This is a genomic window from Sphaerotilus montanus (genome assembly GCF_013410775.1).
GTDB lineage: Bacteria > Pseudomonadota > Gammaproteobacteria > Burkholderiales > Burkholderiaceae_C > Sphaerotilus > Sphaerotilus montanus.
The window spans coordinates 2,879,682-2,893,916 of record NZ_JACCFH010000001.1 but is presented as its reverse complement, the minus strand read 5'-3'; the positions used below and the strand labels follow the sequence as shown (position 1 = coordinate 2,893,916).

16 protein-coding genes and 1 tRNA gene are annotated in these 14,235 nt (G+C 67.5%); 3 read left to right on the top strand and 14 right to left on the bottom strand.

Features of this window, described 5'->3' with window-relative positions; translation table 11 throughout:
* The first annotated feature begins 20 nt into the window (after positions 1 to 20).
* The gene (locus BDD16_RS13245; RefSeq protein ID WP_179634381.1) at positions 21 to 602 is read left to right on the top strand and encodes a cob(I)yrinic acid a,c-diamide adenosyltransferase; all 582 of its coding nucleotides are present in this window, start codon (positions 21 to 23) and stop codon (positions 600 to 602) included.
* A gap of 18 nt (positions 603 to 620) precedes the next feature.
* Here BDD16_RS13245 and BDD16_RS13240 read toward each other — a convergent pair whose 3' ends face one another.
* The 3 genes from BDD16_RS13240 to tldD form a co-directional block, all read right to left on the bottom strand.
* Positions 621 to 929, bottom strand: a complete 309-nt coding sequence (locus BDD16_RS13240; protein WP_179634380.1) for a hypothetical protein — start codon at positions 927 to 929, stop codon at positions 621 to 623.
* 60 nt (positions 930 to 989) lie between these two features.
* Positions 990 to 2,108 (bottom strand): 3-deoxy-7-phosphoheptulonate synthase, encoded by a 1,119-nt coding sequence (locus BDD16_RS13235; RefSeq protein WP_179634379.1) that lies wholly within the window; start codon positions 2,106 to 2,108, stop codon positions 990 to 992.
* Between the two features lie 217 nt (positions 2,109 to 2,325).
* Positions 2,326 to 3,789, bottom strand: a complete 1,464-nt coding sequence (gene tldD / locus BDD16_RS13230) for a metalloprotease TldD (RefSeq protein ID WP_179634378.1) — start codon at positions 3,787 to 3,789, stop codon at positions 2,326 to 2,328.
* Positions 3,790 to 3,868: 79 nt separating this feature from the next.
* Between tldD and dinB the strand changes: the two genes are divergently transcribed.
* Positions 3,869 to 5,125: a DNA polymerase IV gene (dinB, locus tag BDD16_RS13225; RefSeq protein ID WP_179634377.1), complete on the top strand. Its 1,257-nt coding sequence runs from the start codon at positions 3,869 to 3,871 to the stop codon at positions 5,123 to 5,125.
* Here the strand turns inward: dinB and BDD16_RS13220 are convergent.
* From BDD16_RS13220 to petA, 7 genes are all read right to left on the bottom strand, one after another.
* Positions 5,080 to 5,532: a YbaN family protein gene (locus BDD16_RS13220; RefSeq protein ID WP_179634376.1), complete on the bottom strand. Its 453-nt coding sequence runs from the start codon at positions 5,530 to 5,532 to the stop codon at positions 5,080 to 5,082. The two genes, dinB and BDD16_RS13220, sit on opposite strands and share 46 nt — an antisense overlap.
* A gap of 10 nt (positions 5,533 to 5,542) precedes the next feature.
* A tRNA-Thr gene (locus BDD16_RS13215) sits at positions 5,543 to 5,618 on the bottom strand.
* A 40-nt stretch (positions 5,619 to 5,658) separates the two neighbouring features.
* Complete coding sequence (locus BDD16_RS13210) at positions 5,659 to 6,168, bottom strand: ClpXP protease specificity-enhancing factor (RefSeq protein ID WP_179634375.1); 510 nt, start codon at positions 6,166 to 6,168, stop codon at positions 5,659 to 5,661.
* A gap of 43 nt (positions 6,169 to 6,211) precedes the next feature.
* Positions 6,212 to 6,826 (bottom strand): glutathione S-transferase N-terminal domain-containing protein, encoded by a 615-nt coding sequence (locus BDD16_RS13205; RefSeq protein WP_179634374.1) that lies wholly within the window; start codon positions 6,824 to 6,826, stop codon positions 6,212 to 6,214.
* Positions 6,827 to 6,971: 145 nt separating this feature from the next.
* Positions 6,972 to 7,751, bottom strand: coding sequence for a cytochrome c1 (locus BDD16_RS13200; protein ID WP_179634373.1), 780 nt, complete (start codon positions 7,749 to 7,751; stop codon positions 6,972 to 6,974).
* A gap of 32 nt (positions 7,752 to 7,783) precedes the next feature.
* Positions 7,784 to 9,187, bottom strand: a complete 1,404-nt coding sequence (locus BDD16_RS13195; RefSeq protein ID WP_179634372.1) for a cytochrome b — start codon at positions 9,185 to 9,187, stop codon at positions 7,784 to 7,786.
* Positions 9,188 to 9,204: 17 nt separating this feature from the next.
* Positions 9,205 to 9,801 carry a ubiquinol-cytochrome c reductase iron-sulfur subunit gene (petA, locus tag BDD16_RS13190; RefSeq protein ID WP_179634371.1) on the bottom strand — a complete coding sequence of 199 codons (597 nt, stop codon included), beginning with the start codon at positions 9,799 to 9,801 and terminating at the stop codon, positions 9,205 to 9,207.
* Between the two features lie 243 nt (positions 9,802 to 10,044).
* On the opposite strand from petA, the gene mscL reads away from it, so the two are divergent.
* On the top strand, positions 10,045 to 10,464 hold the full coding sequence (gene mscL, locus BDD16_RS13185) for a large conductance mechanosensitive channel protein MscL (RefSeq protein WP_310732875.1): 420 nt from the start codon (positions 10,045 to 10,047) through the stop codon (positions 10,462 to 10,464).
* Positions 10,465 to 10,524: 60 nt separating this feature from the next.
* On the opposite strand, the gene BDD16_RS13180 is transcribed toward mscL, so the two are convergent.
* From BDD16_RS13180 to BDD16_RS13165, 4 genes are all read right to left on the bottom strand, one after another.
* On the bottom strand, positions 10,525 to 11,916 hold the full coding sequence (locus BDD16_RS13180) for an amidase (protein WP_179634370.1): 1,392 nt from the start codon (positions 11,914 to 11,916) through the stop codon (positions 10,525 to 10,527).
* Between the two features lie 120 nt (positions 11,917 to 12,036).
* Complete coding sequence (locus BDD16_RS13175; protein ID WP_179634369.1) at positions 12,037 to 12,339, bottom strand: high-potential iron-sulfur protein; 303 nt, start codon at positions 12,337 to 12,339, stop codon at positions 12,037 to 12,039.
* A 223-nt stretch (positions 12,340 to 12,562) separates the two neighbouring features.
* Positions 12,563 to 13,429, bottom strand: a complete 867-nt coding sequence (locus BDD16_RS13170) for a cupin domain-containing protein (protein ID WP_179634368.1) — start codon at positions 13,427 to 13,429, stop codon at positions 12,563 to 12,565.
* Between the two features lie 50 nt (positions 13,430 to 13,479).
* Positions 13,480 to 14,211, bottom strand: a complete 732-nt coding sequence (locus BDD16_RS13165) for a sigma-70 family RNA polymerase sigma factor (protein WP_179634367.1) — start codon at positions 14,209 to 14,211, stop codon at positions 13,480 to 13,482.
* Between the last annotated feature and the right edge of the window lie 24 nt (positions 14,212 to 14,235).

Below are 14,235 nucleotides of genomic sequence, written 5' to 3'. Positions count from 1 at the left end.
CGGGGCGCTACGATGTCGACATGGGACATCGACTCACTCAGATCAGCACCCGCACCGGCGACGACGGCACCACCGGCCTCGGCGACGGCACCCGCGTGCCCAAGGACCACCTGCGCATCTCGGCGATGGGCGACGTGGACGAACTCAACTCGCAACTCGGCGTGCTGCTGGCCGAGCCGCTGCCCGACGAGGTGCGCGAACTGCTGGTGGTGGTCCAGCACGAGCTGTTCAACCTGGGCGGCGAGCTGTGCATCCCCGGCTACACGCTGCTCAAGGACGAGGCCGTGCTGCGGCTGGACGAGGCGCTGGCGACGCACAACGCCACCCTGCCCCGCCTGGAGGAGTTCATCCTGCCAGCCGGTACCCGCAGCGCCGCGCTGGCCCACGTGGCCCGCACGATCGCCCGCCGGGCCGAGCGCGCCGTGGTGACCCTGACCGCGCAGGACCCGAGCGCCGTCAACGCCGCGCCGCGCCAGTATCTGAACCGGCTGTCGGACCTGCTGTTCGTGCTGGCACGGGTGCTGAACCGCGCCAATCTGGATGGCCTGGGCGGTGATGACGTCTACTGGCGCAGCGAGCGCCTGCTGCGCAACGCCGAATGAGGCTGCCGCCGGACGTGCTCAGTAGTTGAGCGTCCGCCCGGCGACATCGATGTGGACCGTGGCGCGGGCCGTGGCTGCGCCGGCCGCTTCGGCGAAGCGCCGTGTCCAGGCATCTCCGGCCGCGAACGCGTCCGGACCCGCCGCGTCGGCAATGGCCAGCAGCTTGTCGGCCACGAGCACCTTGCCGGAGGCCCGCAGCGGCTCGCAGTCGAAGTCGAGGAACTGCTCGTCAAGCCAGCGCCGCGCGTCGTCGGCGCCCATCGTCGACTCGACCGAGAGGCGGAACTCGCGGTCCGGGCCGAAGGAAACGGTCATCTCGTGGTGCATGGTGCATTCTCCAAAGTGTGGCCGCCAGGGGGCCACGCAACCGTTTCCATCCTAGCGCGCTCAGCCGCGGCGTGCCTTCACCGCCTGGTCGAGGATCGCCAGAACTTGCTCTGAATCATCCCAGCCGATGCAGGCATCGGTGATGGAGCGGCCGTATTCGAGCTTCGACGGATCGTCCTTGCCGGCGCTGAACTTCTGCGCACCGGCCTGGAGGTGGCTTTCCACCATCACGCCGAACACGCTGCGGCTACCACCAGCCACCTGGTCGGCGATGTCGCGGGCGACCGCGATCTGGCGCTCATGCTGCTTGCTGCTGTTGGCGTGGCTGCAGTCGACCATCAGCGTGGCCGGCAGCTTGGCGGCGTCGAGGTCGCGCACGGCGGCGGCGACACTGGCTGCGTCGTAGTTGGGCGCCTTGCCGCCGCGCAGGATGACGTGGCAGTCGGTGTTGCCCTTGGTCTCGACGATGGCGACCTGGCCATTCTTGTGCACCGACAGGAAGTGGTGCGGGCGGCCCGCGGCCTGGATGGCGTCGGTGGCGATGCGCAGATTGCCGTCCGTGCCGTTCTTGAAGCCGATCGGCGCCGAGATGCCCGAGGCCAGTTCGCGGTGGACCTGGCTCTCCGTGGTGCGTGCACCGATGGCGCCCCAGGCGATCAGGTCACCGATGTACTGCGGCGAGATCACGTCGAGGAACTCGCTGCCCGCGGGCACGCCCAGGCGGTTGATCTCCACCAGCAGCTGGCGCGCGATGCGCAGGCCCTCGTCGATGCGGTAGCTCTCGTCGAGGTAGGGGTCGTTGATCAGGCCCTTCCAGCCCACCGTCGTGCGCGGCTTCTCGAAGTACACGCGCATGACGATTTCGAGCGTGTCCTTGTACTGCTCGCGCAGCGGCTTCAGGCGGCGGGCGTAGTCCAGGGCCGCGACCGGGTCGTGGATGGAGCACGGGCCGATCACCACCAGCAGCCGGTCGTCGCGGCCTTGCATGATGTCGCGGATGGACTGGCGGGTGCTGCCAATCAGTTGCTCGACCGGCGTCCCGCGGATCGGGAAGAAGCGGATGAGGTGCTCGGGCGGGGGCAAGGGGGTCACGTCCTGGATCCTTTCGTCGTCGGTCTGCGAGGTGCGGTCGGCAGGCGGGTACCAGGAGTCGGTCGGGGCGGCGGTGGTGGCGTTCATGGTCGGGGTCGTCGTGGACGTCGGGGTTGTCTGGGGGCAAAAAAAAACCGCCGGGGGTTCCGGCGGTTGTCTGGGAGCGCTTGCGGGCTGTTCAGCTACGCGTTGGCCTCTCCATCCGCCGGGCGGTGCGAGATCCAAAAGTAGCTAAAAAACACGGTGGTGCGCTGCATAGACGTCAAATGTAGGGGGCTGTACCGGGCGGCGTCAAGCCCGTTGCTCAGGCCGTGCCACCAACGGTCAGCCCGTCGATGCGCAGTGTGGGCTGGCCGACACCGACCGGCACGCTCTGGCCGTCCTTGCCGCAGGTGCCCACGCCGGAGTCGAGCGCCAGGTCGTTGCCGATCATCGACACGCGGTTCATCGCGTCCGGGCCGTTGCCGATCAGCGTCGCGCCCTTGACCGGGTACAGGATCTTGCCCTTCTCGACCCAGTAGGCCTCGCTGGCCGAGAACACGAACTTGCCGCTGGTGATGTCCACTTGCCCACCACCGAAGTTGCTGGCGTAGAGGCCACGGTCGATCGACGCGATGATTTCCTCGGGGGTCTTGTCGCCGGCCAGCATGTAGGTGTTGGTCATGCGCGGCATCGGCACATGGGCGTAGCTCTCGCGGCGGCCGTTGCCGGTGGGCGCGGTCTTCATCAGGCGGGCGTTCATCGCATCCTGGATGTAGCCCTTGAGGATGCCGTCCTCGATCAGCACGTTCTTCTGGCTGGCGTGGCCTTCGTCGTCGATGTTGAGCGAACCACGCCGGTCGGCGATGGTGCCGTCGTCCAGCACGGTGACGCCCTTGGCCGCGACGCGCTCGCCGATGCGGCCGGAGAAGGTGCTCGATCCCTTGCGGTTGAAGTCGCCTTCCAGCCCGTGGCCGACGGCTTCGTGCAGCAGGATGCCGGGCCAGCCCGAGCCGAGCACCACCGTCATCTCGCCGGCCGGCGCCGGGCGGCTGTCCAGATTCGTCAGCGCGGCGTGCACCGCCTGGTCGACGTACTGCTGCAGCAGCGCGTCCGTGAAGTAGCCAAAACCGAAGCGGCCGCCACCACCGGCCGAGCCGACCTCGCGCCGCCCGTTCTGCTCGGCGATCACGGTGATCGACACGCGCACCAGCGGGCGCACATCGGCGGCCAGCGTGCCATCGGCGCGGGCGACCATCACCACGTCGTACTCGCCCGCCATGCCGGCCATGACCTGCACGACGCGCGGATCCTTGGCCCGCGCCATCTTCTCGACCCGCTCCAGCAGCGCGACCTTCTGCACGCTGTCGAGCGAGGCGATCGGGTCCATGCCGGCGTAGAGGCTGCGGCTGGCAGCGATCTGCTGCGGGGTGTCGATCTTCACGCGGCGGCTCTGGCCGGCGGCGGCGATGGTGCGCACGGTGCGTGCGGCGTCCAGCAGCGCGGCTTCGGAGATGTCGTCCGAGTAGGCAAACGCCGTCTTCTCGCCCGCCACGGCCCGCACGCCGACGCCCTGGTCGATGCTGAAGCTGCCGCTCTTGACGATGCCCTCCTCCAGGCTCCAGCCCTCGCTGCGGGTGTACTGGAAGTACAGGTCCGCATCGTCGACGCGGTGCGCCGAGATGGTGTTGAGCGCCCGGGTCAGGCTGGCCTCGGTCAGGCCAAACGGGTCCAGCAGCAACTGGCGCGCAGTGGCCAGGCGTTCGAGGGTGGGTTCGCGAGAGATCATGGCCGCATTCTAGGGACGCGGCTGAACAGCGTCTGCGACAAACTGCGGAGCCCTCGCGCCAGCCCTCACAATTCCCGCGATGCCCGCCCCTGCCCCGCTGCCCCGCCTTGTAGCCCACCTCGACATGGACGCCTTCTACGCGTCGGTCGAACTGCTGCGCCGGCCGGAACTGCGCGGGCAGATGGTCGTGGTCGGCGGCAGCCGGCACCGCGCCGCCGAGTACGCCGGCGACTGGCCGCGCCTGGGCGACTACACCGGCCGCGGCGTCGTCACCACCGCCACCTACGAGGCCCGGGCCCGCGGCATCCACTCCGGCATGGGGCTGATGAAGGCCGCTGCACTCGCGCCACAGGCGGTGCTGCTGCCGGCCGACTTCGACGAGTACCGCCGCCTGTCGCGGGCGTTCAAGGCGGCGGTGGCGGAGATGGCGCCCGACATCGAAGACCGCGGCATCGACGAAATCTACATCGAGCTGACCCACCTGCCCCGCGTGCGCGACGCCGTCGGCCACGACCCGCTCGGCGGTGCACGCGCACTCGCGCAGGACATCAAGAACAACGTGCGCCGCGCCACCGGCCTGTCGTGCTCGATCGGGCTGGCGCCGAACAAGCTGCTGGCCAAGATCTGCAGCGACCTCGACAAGCCGGACGGGCTGACGGTGGTGATGGCGGACGATGTGCCGACCCGCATCTGGCCGCTGCCGGTGCGCCGCATCAACGGGATCGGGCCGAAAGCGGGTGCGCAGCTGGACGCGCTGGGCGTGCACACCATCGGCGAACTCGCGGCCTGCGCGCCGGACTGGCTCGTCACCCACTTCGGGCGCAACCACGGCCTGTGGATGCACCAGGCCGCGCAGGGGCTGGACGACCGGCCGGTGGTCACGCACAGCGAGCCGGTCTCCATGAGCCGCGAAACCACCTTCGAGCGCGACCTGCACGCCCGCCACGACAAGGCCGCGCTCGGCGCGATCTTCACCCGGCTGTGCGAGCAGGTGGCCGGCGACCTGCAGCGCAAGGGCTACGTCGGCCGCACCATCGGCATCAAGCTGCGCTTCGACGATTTCCGCAGCGTCACGCGGGATCTGACGCTGCCCGCGCCCACCGCGCAGGCCGAGGCGATCCGGCGGGCGGGCGGGCTGTGCCTGAAACGGGTCGATCTGAGCCGGCGGCTGCGGCTGCTGGGGGTGCGGGTCGGCGGGCTGTCGAAGGCCGGTGCGCGCCCGGCACCGGGCAGCCGATCAGCAGCGCAGGGCGCCAGTGCCACGCCAACCGAGGAGCCGACGTCGATGCGTCAGACCTTGCCGCTGTTCCCGGACGACGAGGCGCCTTCGTCCTGAGGCTGCGGCAGGGTCTCGCGGGTCGGCAGGTGCCAGAGCCACCATGCCACGGCCGTGCAGCACAGCGCCGGCAGCCACTGCAGACGCGGCAGCGTGAACGCGGCCGTGACCGAGCCGATGGCCATCATCACCAGTGCCAGCTGCTTGGCCCGCAGCGGCACGGCGCGGTGCTGGCGCCAGTCCCGCACCATCGGGCCGAAGCGGGGGTGGCCGAGCAGCCAGGCTTCGCAGCGGGTGCTGCCACGCGAAAAGCAGGCGGCCGCCAGCAGCACGAACGGTGTGGTGGGCAGCAGCGGCAGGAAGATCCCGGCGATGCCGAGCAGGAGGCTGGTTCCGCCGGCCATCAACCACAGCACGCGCTGCCACGCAGGGCGCCGTGGCGGGGTCACAGGGATGGCGGGGGACATGGAGAGACCGTGGTGCCGACTATCCGAATCGAACGGATGACCTACTGTTTACAAGACAGTTGCTCTACCAACTGAGCTAAGTCGGCACGGGGTGCGAATTGTAATGAAAAACCCGCGCCTCTTGCGTCACTTGATGCGCTTGAGTGACGGCCGTCCGCCAGCCGGCGGGGCCGACGGCGGTGGAGGTTGTTCGTCGCCGTCCGGCCTGGCCACCGTCGGTTCGCTGGCCAGACGCAGCCCCGTCGCGGCAGGAGCCGGCGGGGCCGATGCAGCGACATCGGCACTGTTGCTCAGCGTCGACGGCTCGGTCGGCACCGGAAACGCCATGCCCTGCCCGTTTTCACGGGCATAGATGGCGATCACGTGGTCGATCGGGACCGCGATGTCACGCGGAATGCCGCCGAAGCGTGCCTTGAAGTCGATGAACTCGTTGCCCAGACGCAGACCGCTGGTCGCATCGAAGCTGACGTTCAGCACGATCTCGTTGTTCTTGACGAACTCCATCGGCACACGCACCGATTCGTCGACGTGCACCGCCAGCAGCGGCGTGAAGCCGTTGTCGGTGCACCAGTCGTGCAGGGCCCGCACGAGGTAGGGCCGCGTGGACGTGCCCTGGGAATCAGAATCGATGGACATGGCAGATGGCGGCGTGCGTGAACAGCGGATCGGCGGTCTGCGCTTACTTGCGCATCACCTTTTCGGACGGCGTCAGTGCTTCGATGTAAGCCGGGCGCGAGAAGATGCGCTCGGCGTACTTCAGCAGCGGCGCCGCGTTCTTCGACAGCTCGATGCCGTAGTAGTCCAGGCGCCACAGCAGCGGCGCGATCGCCACGTCGAGCATCGAGAAGTCGTCGCCCAGCATGTAGCGGTTCTTCTGGAAGATCGGCGCGAGCTGCGTCAGGCGGTCACGGATCTGCGAGCGGGCCTTGTCGAGTTCCTTGTCGGTGGGCTTGCCACCGCTGCGGTTCTCGAGCGTGTTCACGTGGGTGAACAGTTCCTTCTCGAAGTTGAAGAGGAACAGGCGCACGCGGGCCCGCGCGACCGGGTCACCCGGCATGAGCTGCGGGTGCGGGAAGCGCTCGTCGATGTACTCGTTGATGATGTGCGATTCGTACAGGATGAGTTCGCGTTCGACGAGGATCGGCACCTCGTTGTACGGGTTCATCAGCGCGATGTCTTCCGGCTTCGCGTACAGATCGACGTCGCGGATCTCGAAGTCCATGCCCTTTTCGAACAGGACGAAACGGCAGCGATGCGAGTAGGGGCAGGTCGTCCCGGAGTAAAGCACCATCATGGCTGGGATCGCTCCTTGGCGTATCAGGGAGAGAGACCACAGGACAGCCCTGTGATCCGGTCTCGGAAAAAGAAAATCGCGCAGAGGCGTTCAAGCACCTCTGCGCGGCAGACGCCGGCCCGTGACGGGGCGCGGCGTCAGGACATCACTTGACGTCCTTCCAGAACGCAGCGTTCAGGCGCCACGCAATCACGGTGAACAGACCCAGGAACAGCAGGACCCAGACACCCAGCTTGGTGCGGTAACCCTGTGCCGGCTCGCCCATCCACTGCAGGTAGGCCACCAGGTCGCCCACCGCGCTGTCGTAATCCTGCGCGGACAGCTGACCCGGCTTGATCTGCTCGAAGTTCTTGAAGACGTGGGTCTTCTTGGCAGCATCGTGCGGATCGGCCACTTCCTCGAAGACCGCGCGGCGCTCGCCCTGCAGTTCCCACAGCACGTGCGGCATCGCCACCAGCGGGAAGGCCAGGTTGTTCCAGCCCGTCGCCTTGGTCTCGTCGCGGTAGTAGGTGCGCAGGTAGGTGTACAGGTAGTCTGCACCCGTGCCGTTGGCACCCGCCCGCGAGCGGGCGATCACGGTCAGGTCCGGCGGTGCAGCACCCAGCCAGTCCTTGGCCTGGCGAGGATCGATCGCGACAGCCATCGTGTCACCCACCTTGTCGGTGGCGAACATCAGGTTGGTCTTGATCTGCTCTTCGGTCAGACCGATGTCGCGCAGGCGGTTGTAGCGCATGAACGCAGCGGAGTGGCAGTTCAGGCAGTAGTTGACGAACAGCTTGGCGCCGCGCTGCAGCGCCGTGGTGTCGGTCAGTTTCTCGACCGGGAACTTGTCCCAGGCGATGCCGTCGGTGCTGGCTTGTGCCGGTGAAAGCACGGCCAGACAGGCCGATGCCGCAACGAGCAGGGAAGCAATGAACTTTTTCATGGTTGTCGGGGCTCCGTGTCCGTGGGCAGGCATCAGTGCGGCTGGAAGGTCACGCGGTCGGGAACCGGCTTGAACTTGCCGATCTGCGACCACCACGGCATCAGCAGGAAGAAGCCGAAGTAGAACAGCGTGCCGACCTGGGCGATCAGCGTGCCGACAAACGACGGCGGTTGAATGCCCAGGTAGCCGAGCACGAAGAAGAACACCACGAAGACACCGTACAGGTACTTGTGCCAGTCGGGACGGTAGCGGATCGACTTGGCCGGGCTGTAGTCCAGCCAGGGCAGGAAGAACAGGATGATCACGGCACCGCCCATCACGACCACACCCCAGAACTTCGCGTCGAAGGTCTTGAGCAGTGCGACCGCCACCACGGCACCGACCAGCACCGCCAGCTTGGCCTTGCCCGGGATCAGGCCCTTGAGCACGGCCAGCACCGCTGCCAGACCGATGATCACGCACAGCACGTTGACGAGGTCGTCGGTCGTGGCGCGCAGCATCGAGTAGAACGGCGTGAAGTACCAGACCGGGGCGATGTGCGCCGGGGTCTTGAACGGGTCGGCCGGGATGAAGTTGTTGTACTCGAGGAAGTAGCCACCCAATTCAGGCGCGAAGAAGATGATCGCGGTGAACACCATCAGGAACACGGTCACGCCCAGCAGGTCGTGCACCGAGTAGTACGGATGGAAGGGGATGCCGTCGAGCGGGTGACCGGTCTTCGGGTCCTTCTTGGCCTTGATCTCGACGCCGTCCGGGTTGTTCGAACCCACTTCATGCAGCGCGATGATGTGCGCGACCACCAGACCCAGCAGGATCAGCGGCACGGCGATGACGTGGAAGCTGAAGAAGCGGTTCAGGGTCGCGTCGCCGACGACATAGTCGCCGCGGATCAGCAGGGCCAGGTCTTCACCGACGAAGGGCACGGCAGCGAACAGGTTCACGATCACCTGCGCGCCCCAGTAGGACATCTGGCCCCAGGGGAGCAGATAGCCCATGAACGCTTCGGCCATCAGGCACAGGAAGATCGCGCAGCCGAACACCCAGACGAGTTCGCGCGGCTTGCGGTACGAGCCGTACAGCAGGCCACGGAACATGTGCAGGTAGACCACGACGAAGAACGCGGATGCGCCCGTCGAGTGCATGTAGCGGATCAGCCAGCCCCAGGGCACATCGCGCATGATGTACTCGACCGAGGCGAACGCCAGTGCGGCATCCGGCTTGTAGTGCATGACCAGGAAGATCCCGGTCACGATCTGGATCACCAGCACCAGCAGCGCCAGCGAGCCGAAGAAATACCAGAAATTGAAGTTCTTCGGCGCGTAGTACTCGGAGAGGTGCTCCTTGTACAGCTTGGACGCGGGGAAGCGGTTATCGACCCACGTCAGCAGCTTCTCGCCTGCCGAGGCGTCGGGGGGAGCGACTTTGAATTCAGCCATGTTGGACCTCAGTTCCTTCAAGCCTTCTTGTCTTCACCAATGAGCAGCTTGGTGTCGGACAAATACATGTGGGGCGGGACTTCGAGGTTGTCCGGCGCGGGCTTGTTCTTGTAGACACGGCCAGCGAGGTCGAAGGTCGAGCCATGGCAGGGGCACAGGAAGCCGCCCTTCCAGTCATCCGGCAGCGAGGGCTGCGGACCGGACTGGAACTTGTCCGACGGCGAGCAGCCCAGGTGAGAGCAGATGCCGACGACCACCAGGAACTCGGGCTTGATCGAACGCCCGGCATTCTTGGCGTACTCGGGCATCGGGAAGGCCTTGCGCTCCGAGTTCGGATCGGCCATCTGCGAATCCAGCGACTTGAGGGCATCGAGCTGCTCGGGGGTGCGGCGCACGATCCACACCGGCTTGCCACGCCACTCCGCCGTGAGCTTCTCGCCCGGCTTGATGCCACCGATATCGACTTCCACCGCGGCACCGGCCGCCTTGGCGCGCTCGGAGGGTGTGAAGGTGCTGACGAAGGGCACGGCAGTCGCTAAACCGCCGACAGCGCCGGCGCAGCCCGACGCGATCAGCCACGTCCGCTTGGCCTGGTCGACTTGCTGGTCACTCATGTGATTCCTCGGGAAAAGAAGGTCCGGTCTGAGATGGGGACAACCCCTGATTCTAGCCCAGCGGCACACCGGTTCTCCACATCTGGCAACAGGCTCCCCCACAGCAGGCGCGCTTAAGCTGGGGCAAAAACAACAGGCCTGGACCACAAGATTCCGACTTGACAGATAACTTACGGCGGTAATACTTCACGCCAGCGTAACGGCATGTTGTCAGGCGCTTAATCAGAAATCAGGAGAAACCCCATGAGCATGGCCAGTGAGTTCAAGGAATTCGCCCTCAAGGGCAACGTGATGGACCTCGCCGTCGGTGTGATCATCGGCGGTGCGTTCGGCAAGATCGTCGATTCGCTGATCGGCGACATCGTGATGCCGGTCGTCGGCAAGATCTTCGGCGGCCTGGACTTTGCCAACAGCTTCATCCCGCTGGCGGGTCAGACCGCGACCACCCTGGTCGAGGCCAAGAAGGCCGGTGCCGTGCTCGCCTACGGCAACTTCATCACCATCGCGCTGAACTTCATCATCCTGGCCTTCATCATCTTCATGATGGTCAAGACCATGAACCGCATGAAGCGTGAAGAGCCGCCGGCTCCCCCGGCACCGCCCGCCTCGCCGGCCGAGGACGTCGTGCTGCTGCGCGAGATCCGCGACGCACTCAAGCGCTGAAACAACGACCTGCCGTGTCGTTTCAAGGGTGGCCCGGCGCCACCCTTTTTCATGGCTGGATCACGCAGGCGGACGTGGCCATGCGCGCGGCTCACCGCGCAGCCGCTCCCACAGCCGGCTCATCCGCAGCACCCCCAGATCGTCGTGGCGTCGCCCGACGATCTGCAACCCGATCGGTAGCCCCGCATCGTTCCAGCCCGCGTTGACCGACGCGGCCGGCTGTTCGCTCATGTTCCAGGGCAGCGTGAAGGCGATGTGCTCGAACGGCTGCTGCGGGTCGTTCAGCGGACTGGCCCACTCGGCGGCAAACGCCACGCAGGGCGCCACCGGCGAGAGCACGAAGTCGAAGGGCTGCGTCGCCGCCACCGCCGCGTCGCGCATCGCGGCCATCTGGCCGTGGCCGTGGAACACCTGGGCAGCGCTCAGCTCGGCGCCGCTGGCCACCCAGTCGCGGATGTAGGGCAGCACCCGCTCGCGCCGCTCGGCCGGCAGCGCCGAGATGTCCAGCCACGAGCGCATCCGCCAGAAGCGGTCCATGCCGTCGGCCATCTCGCGGGTCATGAATGCGGGCATCGGCTCGACGATGGCCCCGGCCGACTCGAAGCGCCGCGCCGCATCCTCGATCACCGCCCTCACCTGCCCGTCCAGCGCCATGCCCCAGCCCGCGTCCAGCTGCAGCCCGAGGCGCAGGCCGCGCGGGTCGATCTCCAGCGCGTCCCAGTCGATGTCCTGCGCCGGCAGGCTGGTCGCATCGCGCCAGTCCGGCTGGCTCAGGACACGCATCATCAGGGCCGCGTCCGCCACCGTGCGCGTCATCGGACCGGCGACACGACCGGCGTACGGCGGCTGGATCGGGATGCGGCCCAAGCTCGGCTTGAGCGTGAAGATCCCGCACCAGCTCGCCGGCAGGCGGACCGATCCGCCGATGTCCGTGCCCAGGTGCAGGGGTCCGTACCCGGCCGCCGCACCCGCCCCGGCGCCAGCGCTGGAGCCGCCCGGGTTCTTCGTCAGGTCCCAGGGATTGCGCGTCAGCGGGTGGAAGCTGGAGAGACCGGACGACAGCATCCCGTAGTCCGGCATCGTCGTCTTGCCCAGCAGCACGGCGCCCGCCTCGCGCAAGCGCGCCGCGGGCGGAGCGTCTGCCATGGCGGGCGCCAGCACGGTCGCGGCAGTACCCAGCGGCGTCGGGGTGCCACGGGTGGCGATGTTTTCCTTGACCATCGCCGGCACGCCATCGAGCAGACCGCGGGGCTCGCCGCGGCGCCAGCGCGCTTCGGAGGCTTGCGCCTGCTGCAGCGCGCTGTCCGGGTCGAGCGCATAGGTGGCGCGCAAGTGCGGCTCCCAGCGGGCGATGTGGTCGAGCACTGCGCGGGTGGCTTCCACCGGCGAGACATCGCCGTGGCGGTAGAGGGCCAGCAGCGCGGTGGCGGGGAGATCGTGCAGATCGGCCATGGGCACTCCGGGGTGGTTCGGTGCCATTCTGCGACAGACGTGGCGCAAAAAGACGCAGCGGGTCGCGGCACGCTGGCCGGACCCGCTGCGCGGTCGATCAGGACGGGATCAGGCGACTGATCAGGCCTTCTTGGCCCAGGCGCTGCACCAGCCGGCGCCTGCCACCTGCTTGCCGGCGAACAGCGGGCAGCCGCCGGCCTTGTCGCCGGCCTTGCCCTGGTACAGCGCGCAGTTGGCGCAGTTCTGGCCAGCGGCGTACTTGGGGAACTTCTTCGCGTCGGCCTTCTTGGCGTCGGCCACATAGCCGAGGCCAGCGGCGGCGGGATCCTTCTCGTCGACCATGGCTTGCGCCTGGGCAGCGGTGCCGATCACGGCGCCGGAGGCGGCAAGAGTCATCAGGAAGACGCGGCGTTGCATGGTCATGTTGGGTTCCTTCGGGGTGCCTGGGGTTGGAGATGAAACGGCTCTCTGATTGACCGACAGCATACGCAGCACCCGGCAGCGGGCCGGACGGTTGCAGGATGGGAAGGCCGGGCCGACAGGTACTCGGCGTCAAAGGCGTTGCAGCAGGGATTTTGCTGCGCGGAGAAAGCTTGTCCATGACCTTGGTCAAGGTCAGCAAAGTTCCCCCCGCCCGGCCAACCGGTCACATGCGCAGGAAATGCAGTTCGATGTCCCCGTGCGCGTAAATCACGACCCCCGTGTCGGTCTGCGTGACGATGTGTTCGCTGCCGGCCGGCGCCAGCTGGTAGTCGAAGGTCTGCAGCAGCACGTCGTCGAGGAACAGCTCGCCCTGCAGCATCAGGCATTCCTCGTCGTGGCCGTGGTCGTGGCGCGGCAGCATGGCGCCGGGCTCGGCGTGGTAGAGCATGGCCGCCTGGGTGCCGCGCTGCCAGAGGATGCGGCGCCGGATGCCGGGCGCGAGTTCGGGCCATCCGGCCGAGGCGTCGAACACGGTGTGCGCCGCCTCGCCCGGCAGGGCCTCCAGCGCCGATTCGCGCCAGAAGAGCAGCGTGTGTTCGGCCGCATGCAGCGTCGGCGTCGGCTGGCCGCTGGGCAGGACGTGGTAGTCGCGCTGGGACAGCGTCTGGCCGGCCAGTTCGACACGGCCGGACAGCACCAGCAACTCGCGGTGGCAACGCCCGGCGGCAGCGCCATCGTCCAGCACCTGCACCGGCACCGTGGCACCGGACGCCAGCTCCAGCAGCCGCGCCCGCAGCGGCTCGCCCGGCCGCAGGGCACGGTCGCTGGCAGCGCGGTAGAGGTCCTGCACCTGCACCCCGGCGGCCACGGCCATCCGCGGCAGACGCCGGTGGCGCCGGGTGGTCATCGGGGCCGACACCGCGCTCGATGCGGCCAGACGCTGCGCCAGCCGCTCGCGCAGGGAGGCCGGCGGCGCCGGGGTCTCCCAGGCGCTGGCAAAAGGCTCCTGCAGCAGCAACTCGAAATCGTGATCCACCAGCGCCGGCGGGCGCCCGATGGGCAGCAATTCGTTCTTTGGTGTCGGGTTCATGGTGACGAATTCTCAGACGATCCAGGGCATCAAGGCGGAACAGTGGGCGCTCAGGAGACTGGCACTGGCAAGCCGCTCCCGCCCAGCAGCTGCCGCAGGCTGATCAGTGCGCGCCGGATCTGCGATTTCACGGTGCCCAGCGGCAGGGCCACCTCCTGGGAAATGTCCTCGTGGCTGAGCCCGCGAAAGAAGGCCAGCGCGAGCAGCTGCCGCGGCTGCGCACTCAGTTGCATCAGCGCACGGTGCAGATCGGCGTGGTCGCGCGAGGCCTCCAGCAGTTCATCTGCAGCCGGCTGGACGGACTCCATCTCGGGCAGCGAGTCGTCGTCCAGACTGTCGTGCTGGAACCGGGCTTCGCGGCGCATCGTGTCGATGGCACGCGAGCGCGCCATGTTCAGCAGCCAGGTCATCACCTTGGCGCGTGCCGCGTCAAAGCGCACCGCCTGGCGCCAGACCTGGAAGTAGGTGTCCTCCACCACCTCCTCGGCCAGCGCCGGCTTGCGCAACATGCGCAGCACGAGGCCGTAGACCCGCGACACCGTGGCGTCGTACAGCGCCGCGAGGGCACGCTGGTTGCCGTCGACGATGGCGTCGATCCATTCGGTGAGCTGTGCTTCGTGGACCGCCACGGCCGTGCACCCGGGGGTGACCACCTCGTCGACCGCCTCAGCCACCGCAGCCAATGAACCGTCGAGATCCGGATCTCCACCGTCCGGATCACCGAAGTCCGTCTCCTCGTCGGGCAAGGAAGCGGGCTGCGTCGAAAAAAGCAAGGTGTTCATGTAGCCGTGTGGGTAGTGAAGGGC